General features: G+C 65.2%; 10 protein-coding genes and 1 tRNA gene. 2 read left to right on the forward strand and 9 right to left on the reverse strand.

What is annotated here, in order from left to right:
• The first annotated feature begins 5 nt into the window (after positions 1–5).
• Positions 6–200, forward strand: a complete 195-nt coding sequence (locus AB5K84_RS24490) for a hypothetical protein (protein ID WP_028174084.1) — start codon at positions 6–8, stop codon at positions 198–200.
• A gap of 81 nt (positions 201–281) precedes the next feature.
• On the opposite strand, the gene AB5K84_RS24495 is transcribed toward AB5K84_RS24490, so the two are convergent.
• The 7 genes from AB5K84_RS24495 to AB5K84_RS24525 all read right to left on the reverse strand — a co-directional run bounded on the left by AB5K84_RS24495 (position 282) and on the right by AB5K84_RS24525 (position 10,753).
• The gene (locus tag AB5K84_RS24495) at positions 282–428 is read right to left on the reverse strand and encodes a hypothetical protein (protein WP_165448159.1); all 147 of its coding nucleotides are present in this window, start codon (positions 426–428) and stop codon (positions 282–284) included.
• A 190-nt stretch (positions 429–618) separates the two neighbouring features.
• A tRNA-Cys gene (locus tag AB5K84_RS24500) sits at positions 619–692 on the reverse strand.
• Positions 693–861: 169 nt separating this feature from the next.
• The gene (locus AB5K84_RS24505) at positions 862–1,596 is read right to left on the reverse strand and encodes a tRNA-uridine aminocarboxypropyltransferase (RefSeq protein WP_011087231.1); all 735 of its coding nucleotides are present in this window, start codon (positions 1,594–1,596) and stop codon (positions 862–864) included.
• A 37-nt stretch (positions 1,597–1,633) separates the two neighbouring features.
• Positions 1,634–4,741, reverse strand: a complete 3,108-nt coding sequence (locus AB5K84_RS24510; protein ID WP_011087230.1) for an efflux RND transporter permease subunit — start codon at positions 4,739–4,741, stop codon at positions 1,634–1,636.
• Positions 4,741–7,890: an efflux RND transporter permease subunit gene (locus AB5K84_RS24515; protein WP_011087229.1), complete on the reverse strand. Its 3,150-nt coding sequence runs from the start codon at positions 7,888–7,890 to the stop codon at positions 4,741–4,743. The genes AB5K84_RS24510 and AB5K84_RS24515 overlap by 1 nt, the downstream gene beginning before the upstream one ends.
• A gap of 36 nt (positions 7,891–7,926) precedes the next feature.
• Positions 7,927–9,312, reverse strand: coding sequence for an efflux RND transporter periplasmic adaptor subunit (locus AB5K84_RS24520; RefSeq protein ID WP_011087228.1), 1,386 nt, complete (start codon positions 9,310–9,312; stop codon positions 7,927–7,929).
• On the reverse strand, positions 9,302–10,753 hold the full coding sequence (locus tag AB5K84_RS24525; RefSeq protein WP_162494095.1) for an efflux transporter outer membrane subunit: 1,452 nt from the start codon (positions 10,751–10,753) through the stop codon (positions 9,302–9,304). Before AB5K84_RS24525 ends, AB5K84_RS24520 begins: the two co-directional genes overlap by 11 nt.
• A 749-nt stretch (positions 10,754–11,502) precedes the next feature.
• On the opposite strand from AB5K84_RS24525, the gene AB5K84_RS24530 reads away from it, so the two are divergent.
• The gene (locus tag AB5K84_RS24530; protein ID WP_011087225.1) at positions 11,503–12,537 is read left to right on the forward strand and encodes a cysteine synthase A; all 1,035 of its coding nucleotides are present in this window, start codon (positions 11,503–11,505) and stop codon (positions 12,535–12,537) included.
• Between the two features lie 19 nt (positions 12,538–12,556).
• Here AB5K84_RS24530 and AB5K84_RS24535 read toward each other — a convergent pair whose 3' ends face one another.
• Together AB5K84_RS24535 and AB5K84_RS24540 are read right to left on the reverse strand one after the other, a co-directional pair.
• Complete coding sequence (locus AB5K84_RS24535; protein WP_038967152.1) at positions 12,557–14,794, reverse strand: O-linked N-acetylglucosamine transferase, SPINDLY family protein; 2,238 nt, start codon at positions 14,792–14,794, stop codon at positions 12,557–12,559.
• A gap of 116 nt (positions 14,795–14,910) precedes the next feature.
• Positions 14,911–17,181 carry an O-linked N-acetylglucosamine transferase, SPINDLY family protein gene (locus AB5K84_RS24540; protein WP_038967151.1) on the reverse strand — a complete coding sequence of 757 codons (2,271 nt, stop codon included), beginning with the start codon at positions 17,179–17,181 and terminating at the stop codon, positions 14,911–14,913.
• Between the last annotated feature and the right edge of the window lie 201 nt (positions 17,182–17,382).

Genomic DNA, 17,382 nt, shown 5'->3' on the forward strand with positions numbered 1-17,382 from the left:
GTGCGATGAGCGAAGCCGAATTCAACTTGCTGCTGGATGCCGTCCGCGACGCCATCGTCCATGACGATTTTGCGCCCGCGCCGGAGGAGGAATTCGTGCCCCGCTCGTGGAGCTTCGACGCAACGCCCAAAGCCGCCAATGACAATGAGGGCGCCTGGCCCATGCTGCCGTTTCCCGACGGCTGGTACGCGGCCTGCTGAGGCCACCTTCACCGTGAACGAATGCGCCCGCCTGCTGGGCGGTTTGGCATCGCCATGCGCCGGAACCCGGCGCGGCCACGATCAATTCTTGACGCGCTCCTCGCCGTCCTGCGGCACCCGGTCGGGTGCGGCCGGCGGAAAGATGCTGTCATAGATCGCACGGGCCTCGCGAATGAGACGGGCCCGCTCCAGCTCGGATTTCGGGACAAATCGAACGACGTCGCTCACGTGCTCTCCAGCTTTCAGGGTTCGTGACGCATCACTTCGCAGATGCGAAGTCTATGCCATCGGGCCTGAATCGCTGGTTTCCGCCAAGCCCCAGGCAAACCCGGTGGCCGCCCCCTGGAAAGTCGCGCATGCGCGATCGGTGGAACTCGCGCCGACATCGAATTTGTGCTGAGAGATCAGAAGCTTGTGATGGAGGCCACGTCGGGACTCGAACCCGAGTAAACGGTTTTGCAGACCGGCGCGTAACCACTCCGCCACGTGGCCCCAACGAGGCCGGAGCAATATAGGGGATCAAGGGTTTAGGCAACCCCGCGCGGCGAGAGCTTCGGTTGGCTCGCGCCGCCGAGATATCGGCCGAGAATCTCGTCGGTCGGTCCCGCGGCGACGATCCGCCCCGCCTCCAGCAGGATCGCGCGGATGATGTAGGCCGAAGTCAGGCTCGCTTGCCCCGCCGAACACCGCGCCGGCGGTCCTTGACCTCCGGCTTCGGCGCCAGTTCAGGCATCTCCGCCTGCACCTCGCGATAGCGCGTCAGCATCCGCTCGAAGCTCGCATGCAGCGTCTCGGCGATGTCGGGGCGCCGCTCTAGGCCTGCCAGGATCGCAGCAGCCGCTTCGATGGTCGACAGCCCGTCCTTGCGCGGCTCCTTGCGCAGGCGCCCGTAGCGCGAGGGGCGCGACGGGTTGAGGATCACGCGCTGGCATTTGAGCATCCACGGATTGCGCCACCACAGCGCCTTGGCCTGGCTCCAGGTGCCGTCGAGCAGCACGACGCCTTCGAGCTTGCCGAGGATCGCGCGCTGGTTGTCCGCGACCTCGCCCTTGCGGTTGAGCGCGACGATCTCGGCCTCGGCTTCGAGATCGGCCGCGCGGGCCGAGCCAAGATAGAGCACGGCCCAGTGGGAGGCATTCTCGACCGGCTGCCCGAGCGCCTTGGACAGGCTCGGCCAGGACAGGCCGACGCGCACCACGGCATTGGGGAAATGCTTCGCGGTCAACCGCGCGGTACCGAGCGCCCTGTCCTGCTCCTGCGGATGCTGGAGGATCAGGAGGCCGAGGCGATTTTCGATGGGCGCGACACTGTCGCAGATGCACAGCGGCATCGGCTTCTGGCAGTGCGGACATTCGGGGATCGGGTCGGCCGGCGCGGCGGCAGTAGGGTTCGACATGGCCGCCGCTATACGCTTTGCACGGCGGTTCAACAACCTATTCCGCCGGTGCGGGCAGCGGACGCGGCCCTGTTCGCCGCCGCAGGCGGTCGATCAGCAGGTAGATCACGGGCGTGGTGTAGAGCGTCAGGATCTGCGAGACGAACAGGCCGCCGATGATGGTGATGCCGAGCGGACGGCGGAGCTCGGTGCCGGGCCCGGTCGCAACGACCAGCGGAATGCCGGCGAACAGCGCCGCCATCGTCGTCATCAGGATGGGACGGAATCGGGCCTGGCAGGCCTCGAAGATCGCCTCCGCCGAGGACAGGCCGCGCTGGCGCTCGGCATCGAGCGCGAAGTCAACCATCATGATGCCGTTCTTCTTGACGATGCCGATCAAGAGGATGATGCCGACGAAGGCGATCACCGTCAGCGGCGTGTTGGTGATCTGCAGGGCCAGCAGCGCGCCGAGGCCGGCCGAAGGCAGCGTCGAGATGATCGTGAGCGGATGGGCGAGGCTCTCATAGAGCACCCCTAACACGATATACATCGCCACCAGCGCGCCGAGGATCAGCAGCGGCTGGCGGCCGCTGGTCCTGGCGAAATCGCCGGCGTTGCCGTCAAAACTGCCGCGGATACCTTCCGGCATATGCAGCTCCTCGACCGCCCGCTGGATGTTCTGCGTCGCAGCCTGGAGCGGCACGTCCGGCAGCAGGTTGAACGACACCGTGGTCGAAGGGAACGACTGCGAATGATAGACCGCGAGCGCGGCAAGGCCGCGCGTCGCGCGCACCACGGCCGACAGCGGCACCTGCACGTCGCCGGCGCCGGCGACATAGATGCGATCGAGGTTGGAAGGATCGACCTGGAATTTCGGGTCGATCTCCAGCACGGTCATGTACTGGTTGCGCTGGGTGTAGATGATCGAGATCTGCCGCTGCGAGAACGCGTTGTTCAGCGCGTTGTCGATGTCCTGAACCTTGACGCCGAGCGCCGAGGCCTTCTGGCGGTCGATGCTAAGCGTCAGCTGAAGCCCGCCGGGATCGCGATCGCTGGAAATGTCGGTGATGCCCTCGACGCTCTCCATGCGCTTGGCGACGATCGGCGCCCATTTCTGCAACAGGTCGAGATCGGTCGAGGAGAGCGTGTACTGGTAGTCGGAATCGCTCTGTCGTCCGCCGGCGCGCACGTCCTGGGCGGCGAACATGAAGAGGCGGATGCCGGGCACCGGGAACAGCGCGCGCCTGAGACGGTCGATCACGACCTGTGTCGAGACGTGGTCGCGCTCCTCCGGCGGCTTCAGGCTGATGAACATGGTGCCGCGGTTCGAGGTCGCCGCCCCCGGGCCCCCGCCTCCGCTGCCGACGGTCGAGCCGATGCCGGCCACGGCCGGATCCTGCATCACGATGTCGGCGAGCCGCTGCTGGAGGGCGAGCATCGACTGGAACGAGATGTCGGCCGAGGCCCGCGTCGCGCCGATGACGAAGCCGGAATCGTCGGTCGGGAAATAACCCTTAGGCACCTTGATGTAGAGCGTCACCGTGAGACCGATGGTGGCGAAGAACACCAGCAGCGTCAGCAGCGGGAATTCCAGCACGGTGCGCAGGGTGCGGGTGTAGAAGGCGACGATGCGCGACAGCGAGCCCTCGATCAGGCGATCGAACAGCGTCGCCGTGCCGGAGGTGGTCTGCCGGATGTAATGGGCGCAGATCATCGGCGTCACGGTCAGCGACACCAGCGTCGAGACCAGGATCGCGAAGGTGAGCGTCAGCGAGAATTCGCGCAGCAGGCGGCCGACGATGCCGTCCATGAAGATCAGCGGCGTGAAGGCGGCGATCAGCGACAGGCTGATCGACACCACGGTGAAGCCGATCTGCTTGGCCCCCTCCAGCGCCGCCTGGAACGGCCGCATGCCGTGCTCGAGATTGCGGAACATGTTCTCGATCATGACGATGGCGTCGTCGACCACGAAGCCGACGGAGATCGCGAGCGCCATCAGCGACAGATTGTCGATCGAGAAGCCCGCGACCCACATCCCGGCGCAGGTGCCGGCCAGCGCCAGCGGCACCGAGATTCCGGCCGCGATCGTCGGCGTCATGCGCCGCAGGAACACGAACACGACGAGCATCACGAGGATGGCGGTTGCCAGCAGCGTCCACTGCATGTCCAGGACGCTGGCGCGGATCGTGCTGGTGCGGTCGACCAGAGTGGAAATGTCCACGCCGGCCGGAATCCATTGCTTCAGCTCGGGGATCAGCGCCTTCACGCGGTCGACGGTGTCGATGACGTTGGCATCGCCCTGCTTGGTGATCTGGATCAGCACCGCCGGCTGCTTGTTGAACCAGGCGATCGAGCGGGCGTTGCGGACGGAGTCCTCGATTTCGGCGACGTCGGAAAGCCGGACGAAATTGCCGTTGGAGCTCTTGATGACGATGTCGCGGAACTCTTTCGCGGTGCGCATCTGCTTGTTCAGCGACAGCGTCTCGCTCTGGCGCTCGCCGTTGAAGATGCCGACGGGACCAAGCGGATTGGCGTTGACGATTGCGATCCGCACGTCGTCGGTGGCGATGCCGGCGTTCGACAGCGCGACGGGGTTCAGCTGCACCCGCACGGCCGGCTGGTCGGCGCCGCTGACCGTGACGTCGCCGACACCCGGCACCTGCGAGATGCGCTGCGCCAGCACCGTATCGGCAACGTCGTAGATCGCGCTCGCCGACAGTGTCTTCGAGGTCAGTGCCAGCACGAAGACGGGCGCGCCGGCCGTGTTCGCTTTCCGGAAGCGCGGCAGGGTCGGCAGATCGCTCGGCAGGTCCACCAACGAGGCGTTGATCGCGGCCTGCACGTCGCGCGCGGCCTTGTCGATGTTGCGGCCGATGTCGAACTGGAGCTGGATGTTGGTGACGCCGAGCGACGACGTCGAGGTGATCTGGTTGATGCCCGATATCTCACCTAACCGCCGTTCCAGCGGCGAGGCCACAGTCGCCGCCATCACGGAAGGGTCGGCGCCGGGCCGGCTGGCCGAGACGAAGATGGCGGGGAAGTCGACGTTCGGGACCGAGGCGACGGGCAGGAACTCGTAGGCGACGACACCCAGCAGGAACAACCCGATCGACAGCAGCGTGGTCGCGACCGGGCGGCGGATGAAGGGCTCCGAGATCGATGCCATCACTGCATCCCCTCGGTCGCGCCCGCGACCGGCGGGCCGCCGGATTCGGCCGGCGGCAGCGCCTGCTCGAGGCGGCGGTTGATGCGGTCGAGCGCCAGGTAGATCACGGGCGTGGTGTACAGCGTCAGGAGCTGGCTCAGCAGCAGGCCGCCGATGATGGAGATGCCGAGCGGAAAGCGCAGCTCGGCGCCGGTGCCGCTCTCGATCGCCAGCGGCAGCGCGCCGAACAGCGCGGCCAGCGTCGTCATCATGATCGGGCGGAAACGCAAGAGACACGCCTGCACGATCGCCTCGTTGGGCGACATCCCCTGCCCGCGCTCGGCCTCGAGCGCGAAGTCGATCATCATGATCGCGTTCTTCTTGACGATGCCCATCAACAGGATGATGCCGATCAGGCCGATCACCGAGAGATCCTGTCCGCACAGGACCAGCGCCAGGATCGCGCCGACGCCGGCCGAGGGCAGCGTCGACAGGATGGTGATCGGGTGGATGTAGCTCTCGTAGAGCACGCCGAGCACGATGTAGATCGTGATGACGGCGGCGAGCAGCAGCCAGGGCTGGCCGGCGAGCGCCTTGGCGAATTCGGCGGCATCGCCGGCATAGACCCCGACGATGCTGTTGGGCATTTCGATGCGGGTCTCGATCGTCTTCACCGCTTCGACGGCATCGCCGAGGGCTGCGCCCGGCGCGAGGTTGAAGCTGAGCGAGATCGCCGGGAATTGCGCCTGGTGCGAGATCGCCAGCGGCGCCGTAGTGCGCTTCAGCGTCGCCACCGCCGACAGCGGCACCTGGGCGTTGGGCGCGCCGACGATGGCGCTCGCGGCGCCCGGCAGATAGAGCTTCGACAGGATCGAGGGATCGCGCTGGTACATCGGCAGCGCCTCCAGCACGACGCGGTACTGGTTGGCCTGGCCGTAGATGGTCGAGATCTGCCGCTGGGCGAAGGCATCGTTCAGCGTGTCGGTGATGCCTTGCAGGCTCACGCCGAGCTGGCCCGCCCGCGTTCGATCCACATCGAGCTGCGCCCGCAGGCCGCCCTCCTGCGCCTCCGAGGAGACGTCGCGGAACAAGGGATCGCGCCGCATCTCCGCAACCAGCTTGCGCGCCCATTCCGACACCAGCGCCGCATCGGTGCCGGTCAGCGTGTACTGGTATTGCGAGCGGCTCGACTGGGTCGAGATCTGCACGTCCTGCACCGGCTGGAAATAGACGGTCATGCCGGGGATGCCCGACACCCTCTGCTTCAGCCGGGTCACGACCACGCTGACGTCGTCACGCCGCTCGCCGCGCGGTTTCAAGGTCATGACGAGACGGCCGACATTGGTGGTCGGATTGACCGAGCCGGCGCCGATCACCGAGACGACGCCGACCACGTCGGGGTCTGCCTTGATGGCGTCGGCGGCCTCGGCCTGCCGCCTCTGCATCTCCGCGAACGAGACGTCGGGTCCGGCCTCCGTCACCGCCGTGATCGAGGCGGTGTCCTGAAGCGGCAGGAAGCCCTTTGGCGCCACGACGTAGAGGACGAGGGTTGCGATCAGCGTGGCGAAGGTCACGACCAGCGTGGCGCGCTGGCGCTCCAGAACCCAGAGCAGCGTGCGGTGATAGAACTCGACGGTGCGGTCGATGAAGCGGCTGATCGCAGCGAGGCCCGGCACCGCCACTTCCTCATGGGCGTGCCTCAGCAGCCGCGAGCACATCATCGGCGTCAACGTCAGCGAGACCACGGCCGAGGTCACGACCGCGATCGTCAGCGTCAGCGCGAATTCGCGGAACATGCGCCCGACGAGGCCCGACATGAACAGAAGCGGGATGAACACCGCGATCAGCGACACCGTCAGCGAGATCACCGTGAAGCCGATTTCGCTCGCGCCTTTCAGCGAAGCCTCCATCGGCCCGTCGCCATTCTCCATGTGGCGGACGATGTTCTCGATCATCACGATGGCGTCGTCGACCACGAAGCCGGTGCCGATCGTAAGCGCCATCAGCGACAGATTGTCGAGGCTGAAGCCGGCAAAATACATGATGCCGAAGCTCGCGATCAGCGACAGCGGCAGCGCCACGCCCGCGATCAGCGTGGCCCTGAGCGAGCGCAGGAACAGCAGCACCACCAGCGTCACCAGCACGACGCTGAGGATCAGCGTGAACTGCACGTCGCGCACCGAGGCGCGGATGGTGACGGTGCGGTCGGAGACGATGGTGAGGTTCACGCCGGCCGGGATCGCGCGCTGGACCTTCGGGATTTCGGCCCGGATCTGGCTGACGACGTCGATGACGTTGGCGCCGGGCTGGCGCTGGATATCGATGATGACGGCCGGCGTGCCCTGGTACCAGCCGCCGGTGCGGTCGTTCTCCAGGCCATCGACGATCTGCGCGACGTCGGCGATCGTGACCGGCGAGCCGTTGCGATAGGCGATGATGACAGGCTTGTAGGCCTCGGCGGCGGCGATCTGGTCGTTGGCGGCGATGATGTAGGATTGCTGCGCGCCGTCGAGCGAGCCCTTCGGGCCCGAGACGTTGGCATTGGCGATCGCGGTGCGCAGATCCTCCATGGCGATGCCATAGGCCGCCAGCCGCGCCAGATCCGCCTGGATGCGCACGGCCGGCTTTAGCCCGCCGAGCACGGAAACGCGCCCGACGCCGGAAATCTGGCTCAGCCGTTGCGCCAGAAGCGTATCGGCGATGTCGCTCATCGCCCGCAGCGAGATCGTGTCCGAACGCAGCGCCAGCGTCATGACTGGCGCATCCGCCGGGTTCACCTTGGCGTAGGTCGGCGGATAAGGCAGCGTCTTGGGCAGCACGCCGGCCGCCGCGTTGATCGCGGCCTGCACGTCCTGGGTCGCGCCGTCGATGTCGCGGTTGAGGTCGAACTGGAGCGATATCTGGCTGACGCCGAACGAGCTCGTCGAGTTCATTGCCGACAGCGACGGGATCTGGCCGAGCTGCCGCTCCAGCGGCGCGGTAATCAGCGAGGCGATCACGTCGGGGCTGGCACCCGGCAGCTGCGTCGTCACCTGCACGGTCGGGAAGTCGACCTGCGGCAGCGCCGAGACCGGGAGCGAGAAATAGCCCAGCAGCCCGCCGATCAGGAGCGCGATGCCGAGCAGCGAGGTCGCGATGGGACGGCGGATGAAGGGTTCGGAGACACCCATGGGATGCGCCTGCCGCTCAGGCGGCTGTTGTCGGGATCATGGCTGCTTGGCTCCACTTCCCGTTGCCCCGGGTCCCGGTGCCGGCCCGGTCTGTCCCTTCTGGTCGCCTTCGCTGCTGCTCCGCTTGGCGCGGGGCTCGCCGTCCTTGCCCTGTCCGTCCTTCTGGCCATCTTTCTTCTGAGCGTCCGGCCCGCGCGAGCGCTTGCGCGGCGCGAGGTCGGCTGACGGCGTCTGGTCGTCGCGTCCGACGACGACCTTTGAGCCGTCGGACAGATTGGCAAAGCCTGTCGTCACGACGCGGTCGTTCGCCGACAGGCCGCTGGCGATGACGGCGTCATGCTCGTTCTGCTGGGTCACCGTCACGGGCTTGGCCGAGACGACGTTGTCTTCGCCGATGACATAGCTGAAGGTGCCGATCGGACCGCGCTGGACCGCCGATGTCGGGACGACCAGCGCCTGCATCAAGGTCTCGACCTTGAGGCGGACATTGACGAACTGGCCCGGCCAGAGCTGGTAATTGGCGTTGGGGAACTCAGCCTTCAGCCTGAGCGTGCCGGTGGTCTGGTCGACCTGGTTGTCGATGCCGGTCAGCTTGCCGGTGTCGATCACGGTGACGCCGTCATTGCCGAACACGTCGACTGCGAGCGCGCCCTTGGCGGCGGCCGCATTGACCCGCATGATCTGCTGCTGCGGCAGGCTGAACCACACCGCGATCGGCTGCAATTGCGTGATGACGACGAGGCCGGTGGTGTCGGCGGCGTGGATGATGTTGCCCTGGTCGACCTGGCGCAGGCCGGCGCGCCCCGAGATCGGCGCAACGATCTTGGTATAGCTCAGCGTCGCCGCCGCATTGTCGATCGCGGCCTGGTCGGCCTTCACCAGCGCCTCGGTCTGGGCGACCAGCGCGCGCTGCGTATCGGCCTGCTGCTTGGAGCCGGCGTTGGAGGCGGCGAGCTGCTCATAGCGGGTGAGGTCAATGCGCTGGTTGGCGAGCTGGGCCTGGTCCTGCGCCTTCTTGGCGACCGCCTGATCGTACGTCGCCTGATAGAGCGCGGGATCGATCTCGCCGACCACGTCGCCCTTCTTGACGTCCTGGCCTTCGGTGAAATTGACCGCGATCAGCTTGCCGTCGACCTGCGAGCGCACGGTAACGGTGTTGAGCGCGCGGATCGCGCCGACGCCGTCGAGATAGACCGGGACGTCCTGGATGCGGGGCGTTGCCGCCAGCACCGGCACCGGCAGATCGGGGCGCTGGTTGCGGCCGTTCGCCTGCTGCGGCTGCTGATGCCACACGGTCCAGCCGAGATAGCCGAGGCCGCCGAGGATCGCGAGCGTGACCAGAGTCAAGATGAAGCCGCCGCGCGACGATTTCCTCACCGTCCCCGCCTTCGCGTCAACCTTCTTATCCGGCTTAAAGAGCATTGACCGGTTTCTCCATCCTCGGTTCCCAGCCGCCGCCGAGCGCCTGATACAGGCTGACGATGGCGAGAAGCCGTGCGAGTTGGGCCTGCGACAGCGCGTCTTCCGCCTGGAACAGGGTCAGCTGGGTGTTGAGCACGGTCACGATATCGGCGGTGCCGGCGCGCAATTGCTGCTCCGACAGATCGAACGCGCGCCGCGAGGCGGTGACGACATCGCGCTGCAATTGCAGCTTGATCGTAGTCTGCTTGATCGAGAACAGCGCATTGTCGACGTCGGCGAAGGCCTGGACGATGGTCTTGCGGTAGGTCTGGAGCAGTTCGTCCTGCCGCGCCTTGGCAAATTCGAAATTGCCGAGGATCTTGCCGCCGTCGAAGATCGGCTGGGTGGCACTGCCGACCAGCTGGAAGAAGGCCGCATGCGGCTGGAACAGCGACACCAGCGCCGAGCTCTGATAGCCGCCATTGCCGGTGAGCTGGATGGTCGGAAAGAACTGCGCGCGGGCATTGCCGATGTTCGCGGTCGCCGAGGCGAGCTGCGCCTCCTGCCGGCGGATGTCCGGCCGCTGCGTCAGCAGCTCCGACGGCAGGCCGGGCGTCACGCGCGGGATCGCGATCCGGTCCAGGGAGCCGCCGAGCACGCGCACGCTCTCGGGCGGGCGCGAGACCAGCACGGCGAGCGCGTTGACGTTCTGGTCGAGCGTCTGGCGCAGCGGCGGCACCAGCGCCTTCTGGTTGGCGACCACGCTCTCCTGCTGGGCAACGTCGAGATCGGTGCCGGTGCCGGCCTTGCGACGCTCCTTGACGGCATCGAGGATGCGTTGCGCGCTCGCGATGTTGCGCTGGGAGGTCCTGAGGCGATCCTGCGAGGTCAGCACCTGGAAATAGGCGTTGGCGACACTCGCCAGCGTCGTGAGCGCGACGACGTCACGATCGAAACGGTTGGCGTTCGCTGTCTCCTCCGCGGTCTGGAGTGCGTCGCGATTCTGGCCCCAGAAATCGAGCTGGTAGCTCGCGCTCAGCGAAGCCGAATAATTGACGACCTCGCGGCCGCCGTTGGTGAGACCCGAGGATGACGAGCCCGAGGTGCGTGAATAGGTTTCCGATCCGCCGGTCGACACGCTCGGCAGCAGCGCGGCGCCCGCCTGCCGCGCCTGGGCGTCCGCCTGGACGATGCGCGAGACGGCGGCGGCGATGTCGAGGTTGACGGTCTGCGCCTCCTCCATCAGCTGCGTCAGCTCGGCGGAACGGAAGCCGCGCCACCAATCCAGCGACGGCGGCGTATCCCCCTTCCCGGCGTATTTGTACTGCGTGGGAACATCGAGCGCGGGATCCGGAAGATCCTGCGTCAGCACGCAACCGCCTGAACCGGCGGCGAGGCACAGCACGACAAGCCAGCGCGCCGCACGACGCGTCCGGGACGCAGAACCTAGAGACCGCCGCATGACGGTCGCCAGAACATGCTGTGTCACTTCCACCCCCCGCCGGGCAGACCGAGCCGCAACCGCGCAGCCGGATTAACCGATTCGCGGCCGGACAGTCGGGGGGCTTCGTGTAGCTCGATCACAACGGTGATGCTTTCAGCGGAACTTTGAGCTTCATACTAGCCGGGCGCGGAACAGCGGGACAGTCCCGCAGGTGCGAGATGGCGACCCGGATGCGCGGATATCCGCGCCATGAAAGTGCAAGATATGGCTGTCTTGCAAAGACTTCTCGTATTTTTCCGCCATCGCGAAGCCGATTCAAGCTTACCAAGATTTCATGTGATCTTGGCGCCACACCCACACGGATCCATTTGATCCGGCGGAGCATTGGTCGGCAACAAGCTTTATGCGGCTTTGGCTCCACCTCAAACCGCGGCGGGCCATCGTCACGAAGCCGGCAGTGATCGAGAAGGAATATGCAGCTGTTGTGCAGACGTGTCGTCCGCCATCTCGCCCCGGCGGAGATTGGGCGCCAAGGTTGATCGCGACGACCATTATCTTCCATGCCCTGACAGTTGTCGGACAAATCATTCCACCGAAATCCGGCGCCACAGCTCAGGATCGCCCTCGCCGATCTTCCCCCGAAATATGGCTGCCTGAACGGTCACTTCTACCCGTTTCGCCGCAGCGCAAAAGCCTTCCCCTTTGGCCTTCCAGGCACTAGGTTCTGGCCAACCTGATCAACCCCTTGCCAGTGATTTCCCCCTGACATGACCATTCGAAACGACGTAGTCGAAGCCATTGGCAACACCCCGCTGATCAAGCTCAAGCGCGCCTCGGAGGCGACCGGCTGCACCATTCTGGGCAAGGCCGAATTCATGAATCCCGGCCAGTCGGTGAAGGACCGCGCCGGCAAGTGGATGATCTTGGAGGCCGAGAAGCGCGGCGAGCTCAAGCCCGGCGGCCTCGTGGTGGAAGCGACCGCCGGCAATACCGGCATCGGGCTCGCGGTCGTGGCGAGTGCGCGCGGCTATCGCACGCTGATCGTGATCCCGGAGACGCAGAGCCAGGAGAAGAAGGACTTTCTCAAGCTGTGCGGCGCCGAGCTGATCGAGGTGCCGGCGCTTCCTTACGCCAATCCCAACAACTACCAGCATGTCGGCCGCCGGCTCGCCGACGAGCTGCGCAAGACCGAGCCTAACGGCGTGCTGTTCGCCGACCAGTGGAACAATCTCGACAATGCGAAAGCGCATTACGAGTCCACGGGGCCGGAGATCTGGGAGCAGACCGGCGGCAAGGTCGACGGGTTCGTCTGCTCGGTCGGCAGCGGCGGCACGCTCGCCGGCGTCAGCCGCCTTCTGAAGGAAAAGAACAAGAACGTCCGGATCGCCTGCGCCGACCCGCATGGTGCCGGGATGTTCGATTATTTCAGGACCGGCGAAGCCAAGGCGACGCCGGGCGGTTCGATCACCGAAGGTATCGGCCTCAACCGGGCGACCGCGATCGTCGAGAGCGCGAAGGTCGATGACGCCTATCTCATTCCCGACACTGACGCCGTCACGGAGATCTACGACCTGCTCCAGCACGAGGGCCTGTGCCTCGGCGGCTCGACCGGCATCAACATCGCCGGCGCGATACGCCTCGCCAAGCAGCTCGGCCCCGGCAAGACCATCGTCACCGTGCTCTGCGATTCCGGCAGCCGCTATCAGTCAAAACTGTTCAATGCGGACTTCATGCGCGCCAAGAACCTTCCGGTGCCGGAATGGTTGGAGAAGCGCAGCAACATCAAGCCGCCCTTCGTTTGATCGCCGCGGTTCGGCCCGTTCACGCCACCTCGCCGCGCTCCAAAGCCACGGCACAATAGTCGCGCCAGAACTGGCGATAACCCGCTTCGACCTCGCGCGTGTAGATCTCGACATTGCCGGCGGGCGAGGCCGCGATCTGAGCCGGCAAATCCGCGCGCAACTTCGCCAGATGAGCGGGCTGCGCCGCAAATTTGCACGCGATCGCGGCATAGCCCGCGTCGTCATCGGCAACCCAGTCGGCAAGACCGACGGCCGCCACGATGGAGGCACCGGCGCGCGAGGAGGCACCTTTACCGAGCTTGGCGACGACCGGAACGCCCGCATAGAGGGATTCCCAGGTGCTGACGCCGCCATTTTGCGGGAACGTGTCGAGCGAAATATCGACATTGGCAAAGGCCCGCAGATGCTCGGCGCGCGGGCTCGAGCCCAGGCAAGTGATGTTTGCTTCGGCGACGCCATGCGCCACGAACCGCGCGATCAGGCGGTCGCGCACCAAGGGATCGTCAAGCATAGTATGCTTGATGATGATTTTCGACCCGGTCACCTCACGCATGACGCGCGACCAAACGCGGATCGCCTCATCCGAAATCTTGTAAATCCGGTTGAACACGCCGAAGGTCACGTAGCCATTGCGGAGCATCGGAAGCTCCGAAGGCGGCACATCCAGGATCGGATCGATCGTGATCAGGCAGGGCAGATCATGGACCTTCTCGGCCAACAGATGGCGGGCCGATTGCGGAATGAAGACCGGATCCGCGAGCACATAGTCCATGGTCCGAAGGCCAGTGCCGGTCGCGTGTCCGAATCCAGAGACCTGGATGGGGGCCGGCTTCCGCGCAAAGACAGGGAGCCTGTTGCCGGTCGTGTGTCCGGACACGTCGATCAGGATATCGACCTTGTCGGCCTCGATGCGATCGGCCAATTGATCGTCCGAGAGCCGCCCGGCCTCGACCCAGACGTCCGCCAGCGACTCGAATTTGGCGGTCACTTCATCTCGTACCGGTGAGCACGAATAGCAGACGATTTCGAATTTGCTATGATCGTGATGAGCGAGCACTGGCAACAGCGTGAACCCTGCCGAGTGGAACCAGAACTCGGCAGCGACATAGCCGATCACGATCCTCCTGTCGGGATCGAACTGCCGGGGCGCGAGCTTCCTTTGCGCCAATTTGACGCCGATTGCGTCCCACCACTGCGTTCGGGCGGCCTGCTGAACAGCGAAATCGGCGTCGGAGAGATAGTCCAGGAAAAAGATCTTCCGCCCGATCAGGCTGGCATCCGTCACAATGGCCAGCGCGGCATCCAGCAATTCGATCGCCGGTGCGATCTCTCCCTGGTTTGCAAAACAAGCACTCATCAGCGCCATCGCGCTCGCGGAGCGCGGATTTTCCTCCAGCAACGTGGTGCAGGCCAGGATCGCCTGCGCCGTATTTCCCACGGCGAGCGAGACTTGCGCCTTCCCCTGCAAGGCCACCTCGAGCTTGGGCGAAATCGCAAGGGCTGCGTCAAAATCCGCAGCCGCCTGTTCCAACCTCGACATCTCAAAATTGAGCCGTCCGCGGTTCGCCAGGATCTTCGCCGAACCTGGCCTGATCGCGAGCGCCGCCTCGAGCGCGCCCTTTGCCTCGTCGAAGTTCTTGAGCTCGATATTGACCAAACCTTTGCCGACGAGCGCCTCCACGTTTCGCGGCTGAAACAGCAGCGCCCGCTCGAAACTTTGCCTGGCGCGATCAAGCTGGCGCAGCGCAAGCTCGGCCAGGCCACGGTTGCAGAACGCGTCGGCATAGTCAGGCTTTAGCCTGATCGCGCGATCGTACATCTCGATCGCCTGCTCGGGCAGGTTCATGTTGAGCAAGGTATTGCCGAGGCCGGTCAGGGCCGGCGTGAAATTCGGCTTCAGCGCGATCGCCTTCTCCTGACAGGCGCGAGCGGCCTCGAATTTCTGAAGAACGACGTACACGGCCGCGAGATTGTTGTGGGCCTCGTGCGAACGCGGATCGATCGCGATCGCGCGCTCGAGCAGCTGTTGCGCCTCTTCCAGGCGCCCGCCCTGTTGCACAGACAGGCCGAGCAGGTGCGTGGCGTCGAAATGATCCGGAACGGCTTGCACGGTCTGGCGGCAGAGCGCCTCGGTCTCCGCATACCTGCCCTGGCCATAGGCGCTTGCCGCGGCAGAGATGACGGCGTCCGCCTGCTTCTTCAATTTCTTCTGCAATCGCGCATTCTGGAATGCGCGCGCGCCGGCGCTGCTCTGCAAGGTGTCTCTCCGGAAGATGGCCCGCGGCGAGTCTAACTGATTCGCGCGGCGGGCCGGCCGGTCGGCGGGACCGGAAATCCTTCCGGGCTATTCCGGGGCTCGCTGCGGGATCCGGCTCAGGAACCGCTAGGTGCGTCTGTCCCGCTTACCGCAGCGTCGCCGCTCTCCGAGGCGGCGGCACAATAGTCTCGCCAGAACTGGCGGTAACCCGCTTCGAGCTCACGCGTGTAGATCTCGACATTGCCGGCGGGCGAGGCTGCGATCTGAGCCGGCAATCCCGCGCGCAACTTCGCCAGATAATCGGGCTGCGATGCAAACTTGCGGGCGATCTCGACATAGCCATCGTCATCCTCGGCGACCCAGTCGCCGAGACCGACGGCGGCCACGATGGAGGCGCCGGCACGCGAAGAGGCTCCAATGCCGAGCTTGGCGACGACGGGAACGCCCTTGTAGAGGGATTCCCAGGTGCTGATGCCGCCATTCTGTGGGAACGTGTCGAGCGAAATATCGATCTTGTCAAAGGCCATCAGGTGGTCGTTGCGCGAGGTGGTGCCGAGGCACGTGATATTCTCCTCGGCAATGCCCTGCGCCACGAAACGCGCGATCAGGCTATCGCGCAGCAGGGGATCATCGAGCAGACCGTGCTTGAGGACGATCTTGGATCCCGGAACCTCGCGCATGATCCGCGACCACACACGGATCGCATCATCCGATATCTTGTAGATGCGGTTGAACACGCCGAAGGTGACGTAGCCGTTGCGGAGCATCGGCAACTCGGACGGCTGCAGATCCGAGACGGGCTCCATCGTGATCAGGCACGGCAGATCGTGGATCTTTTCGGGAAACAGATGCCGGACCGACGGCGGAATGAAAACGGGATCCGCGAGCACATAGTCCATGGTCTGCATGCCCGTGCCCGTCGCGTGTCCGAACCCAGTGGCCTGGATCGGGGCAGGCTTTCGCGCGAAAACCTGCAACCTGTTACCGGTCGTATGGCCCGAAACGTCGATCAGGATGTCGACATTGTCAGCCTGAATGCGATCGGCGAGTTCGTCGTCCGAAAGGTCCCAGGCGTCGACCCAGACGTCCGCCAGCGACTTGAACATGGCGGTGTACTCGTCCGCTCCCGGCCAGGAATAATAGCAGATGATTTTGAAGTTGGCGTGATCATGATGGCGCAGCACCGGTAGCAAGGTGAGGCCCGCCGAGTGTTGCCGGAATTCGGCAGCGACATAGCCGACCACAATCTGCTTGTCCGGATCGAGCGGCCGCTTCGGCAGCGTCCGCCGCGGCAGCTTGGAGCCGATCAAGTCCCACCAATCTCGTCGTACCGCCTGCTGGAGCGCGAAATCGGCCTCGGCGCGGTAGTCCTGCAAGAAGATCTTGCCCCTGATCGCATCTCCATAGTCCGGGCGGATCGCCAGCGCGCGATCGAGATATTCGATCGCGGCGTCCATCTCTCCCTGATTTGAATGAGAGAATCCCATCAGCGCCAAGCCGACCTCGGAGCGCGGATTTTGCTCGATCAAGGCCGTTGCGGCCGCCATCGCCTGCGCGGTCTTCCCCATCACGAGGCAGGCCTGTGCCTTGCCCCGGAGGGCCAGTTCGAGCTTGGGCGAAATGGCAAGCGCGGCCTCGAAATCCGCAAGCGCCGGCTCCAGGCGCTGCAACTCGTAACTGAGCCGCCCTCGCTGGGCCAGAATCCTCGGCGAGCCGGGCTTGATCGCGAGCGCCGTGGCAAGCTTGGCTGCTGCCTCCTCGTGGTGCCGGAGCTCCATGCTGACCATGCTGCTGCCGACGATTGCCTCGGCGTGACGCGGCTGAAACAGCAAGGCGCGATCGAAACTTTCCTTGGCGCGCATGATCTGTCCAAGCACTATCTCGACCATTCCGCGATTGCAGAACGCATCGGCGTAGTCCGGCTTGATCTTGATTGCGCGCTCGTGCAGTTCGAGCGCCTGTTCGTACTGCCCCAGATGCATCAGCGTATTGCCGAGGTTGGTCAGCGCGACCACGAAATTCGGCTTCAGCGCGATGGCCCTCTCCTGACACCGCCGCGCCTCCTCGAAATTACCGAGGTCGAAGTGCACGGTCGCCAGGTTGTTATGGGCGTCATGCAGGCGCGGATCGAGCGCAATCACGCGCTCGAGCAGCTCCCGGGCCTCCTCCAGGCGGCGGCCGTCATGCGCACACATCCCGAGCAGGTGCAAGGCGTCGACATGATCCGGAAGCGCTTTCAGGATCTCACGGCATAGCGCCTCTGTCTCGGCAAATTTGCTTTGGCCATAGGCGGCGGCCGCGGCTGAGATGATGGCATCCGCCTGCTTCATCAACTTCTTCTGCAATCGCGCGTTCTGGAATGCGCGCGCGCCGCCGCTGTTCTGCAAGGTTACTCTCCGGAGGATGGCCTTACCGAGAGTCTAACTGATTCGCGGCCGAGGCCGCCCGATCGGCTGGACCGGCAACACCCCGGGATTTTCCGGTGCCCCGCGCGGGATTTGGCTCGAGACCAGCCTCGGGCACGCACCATCCAAAGCTGATGTCGATCATCTCAGGCCTCGGACGTCGCGGTCCGGCGCGGCGGACGT

The organism is Bradyrhizobium sp. 1200_D9_N1_1, from assembly GCF_052075915.1.
In the GTDB taxonomy this organism is placed as follows: Bacteria; Pseudomonadota; Alphaproteobacteria; order Rhizobiales; family Xanthobacteraceae; genus Bradyrhizobium; species Bradyrhizobium diazoefficiens.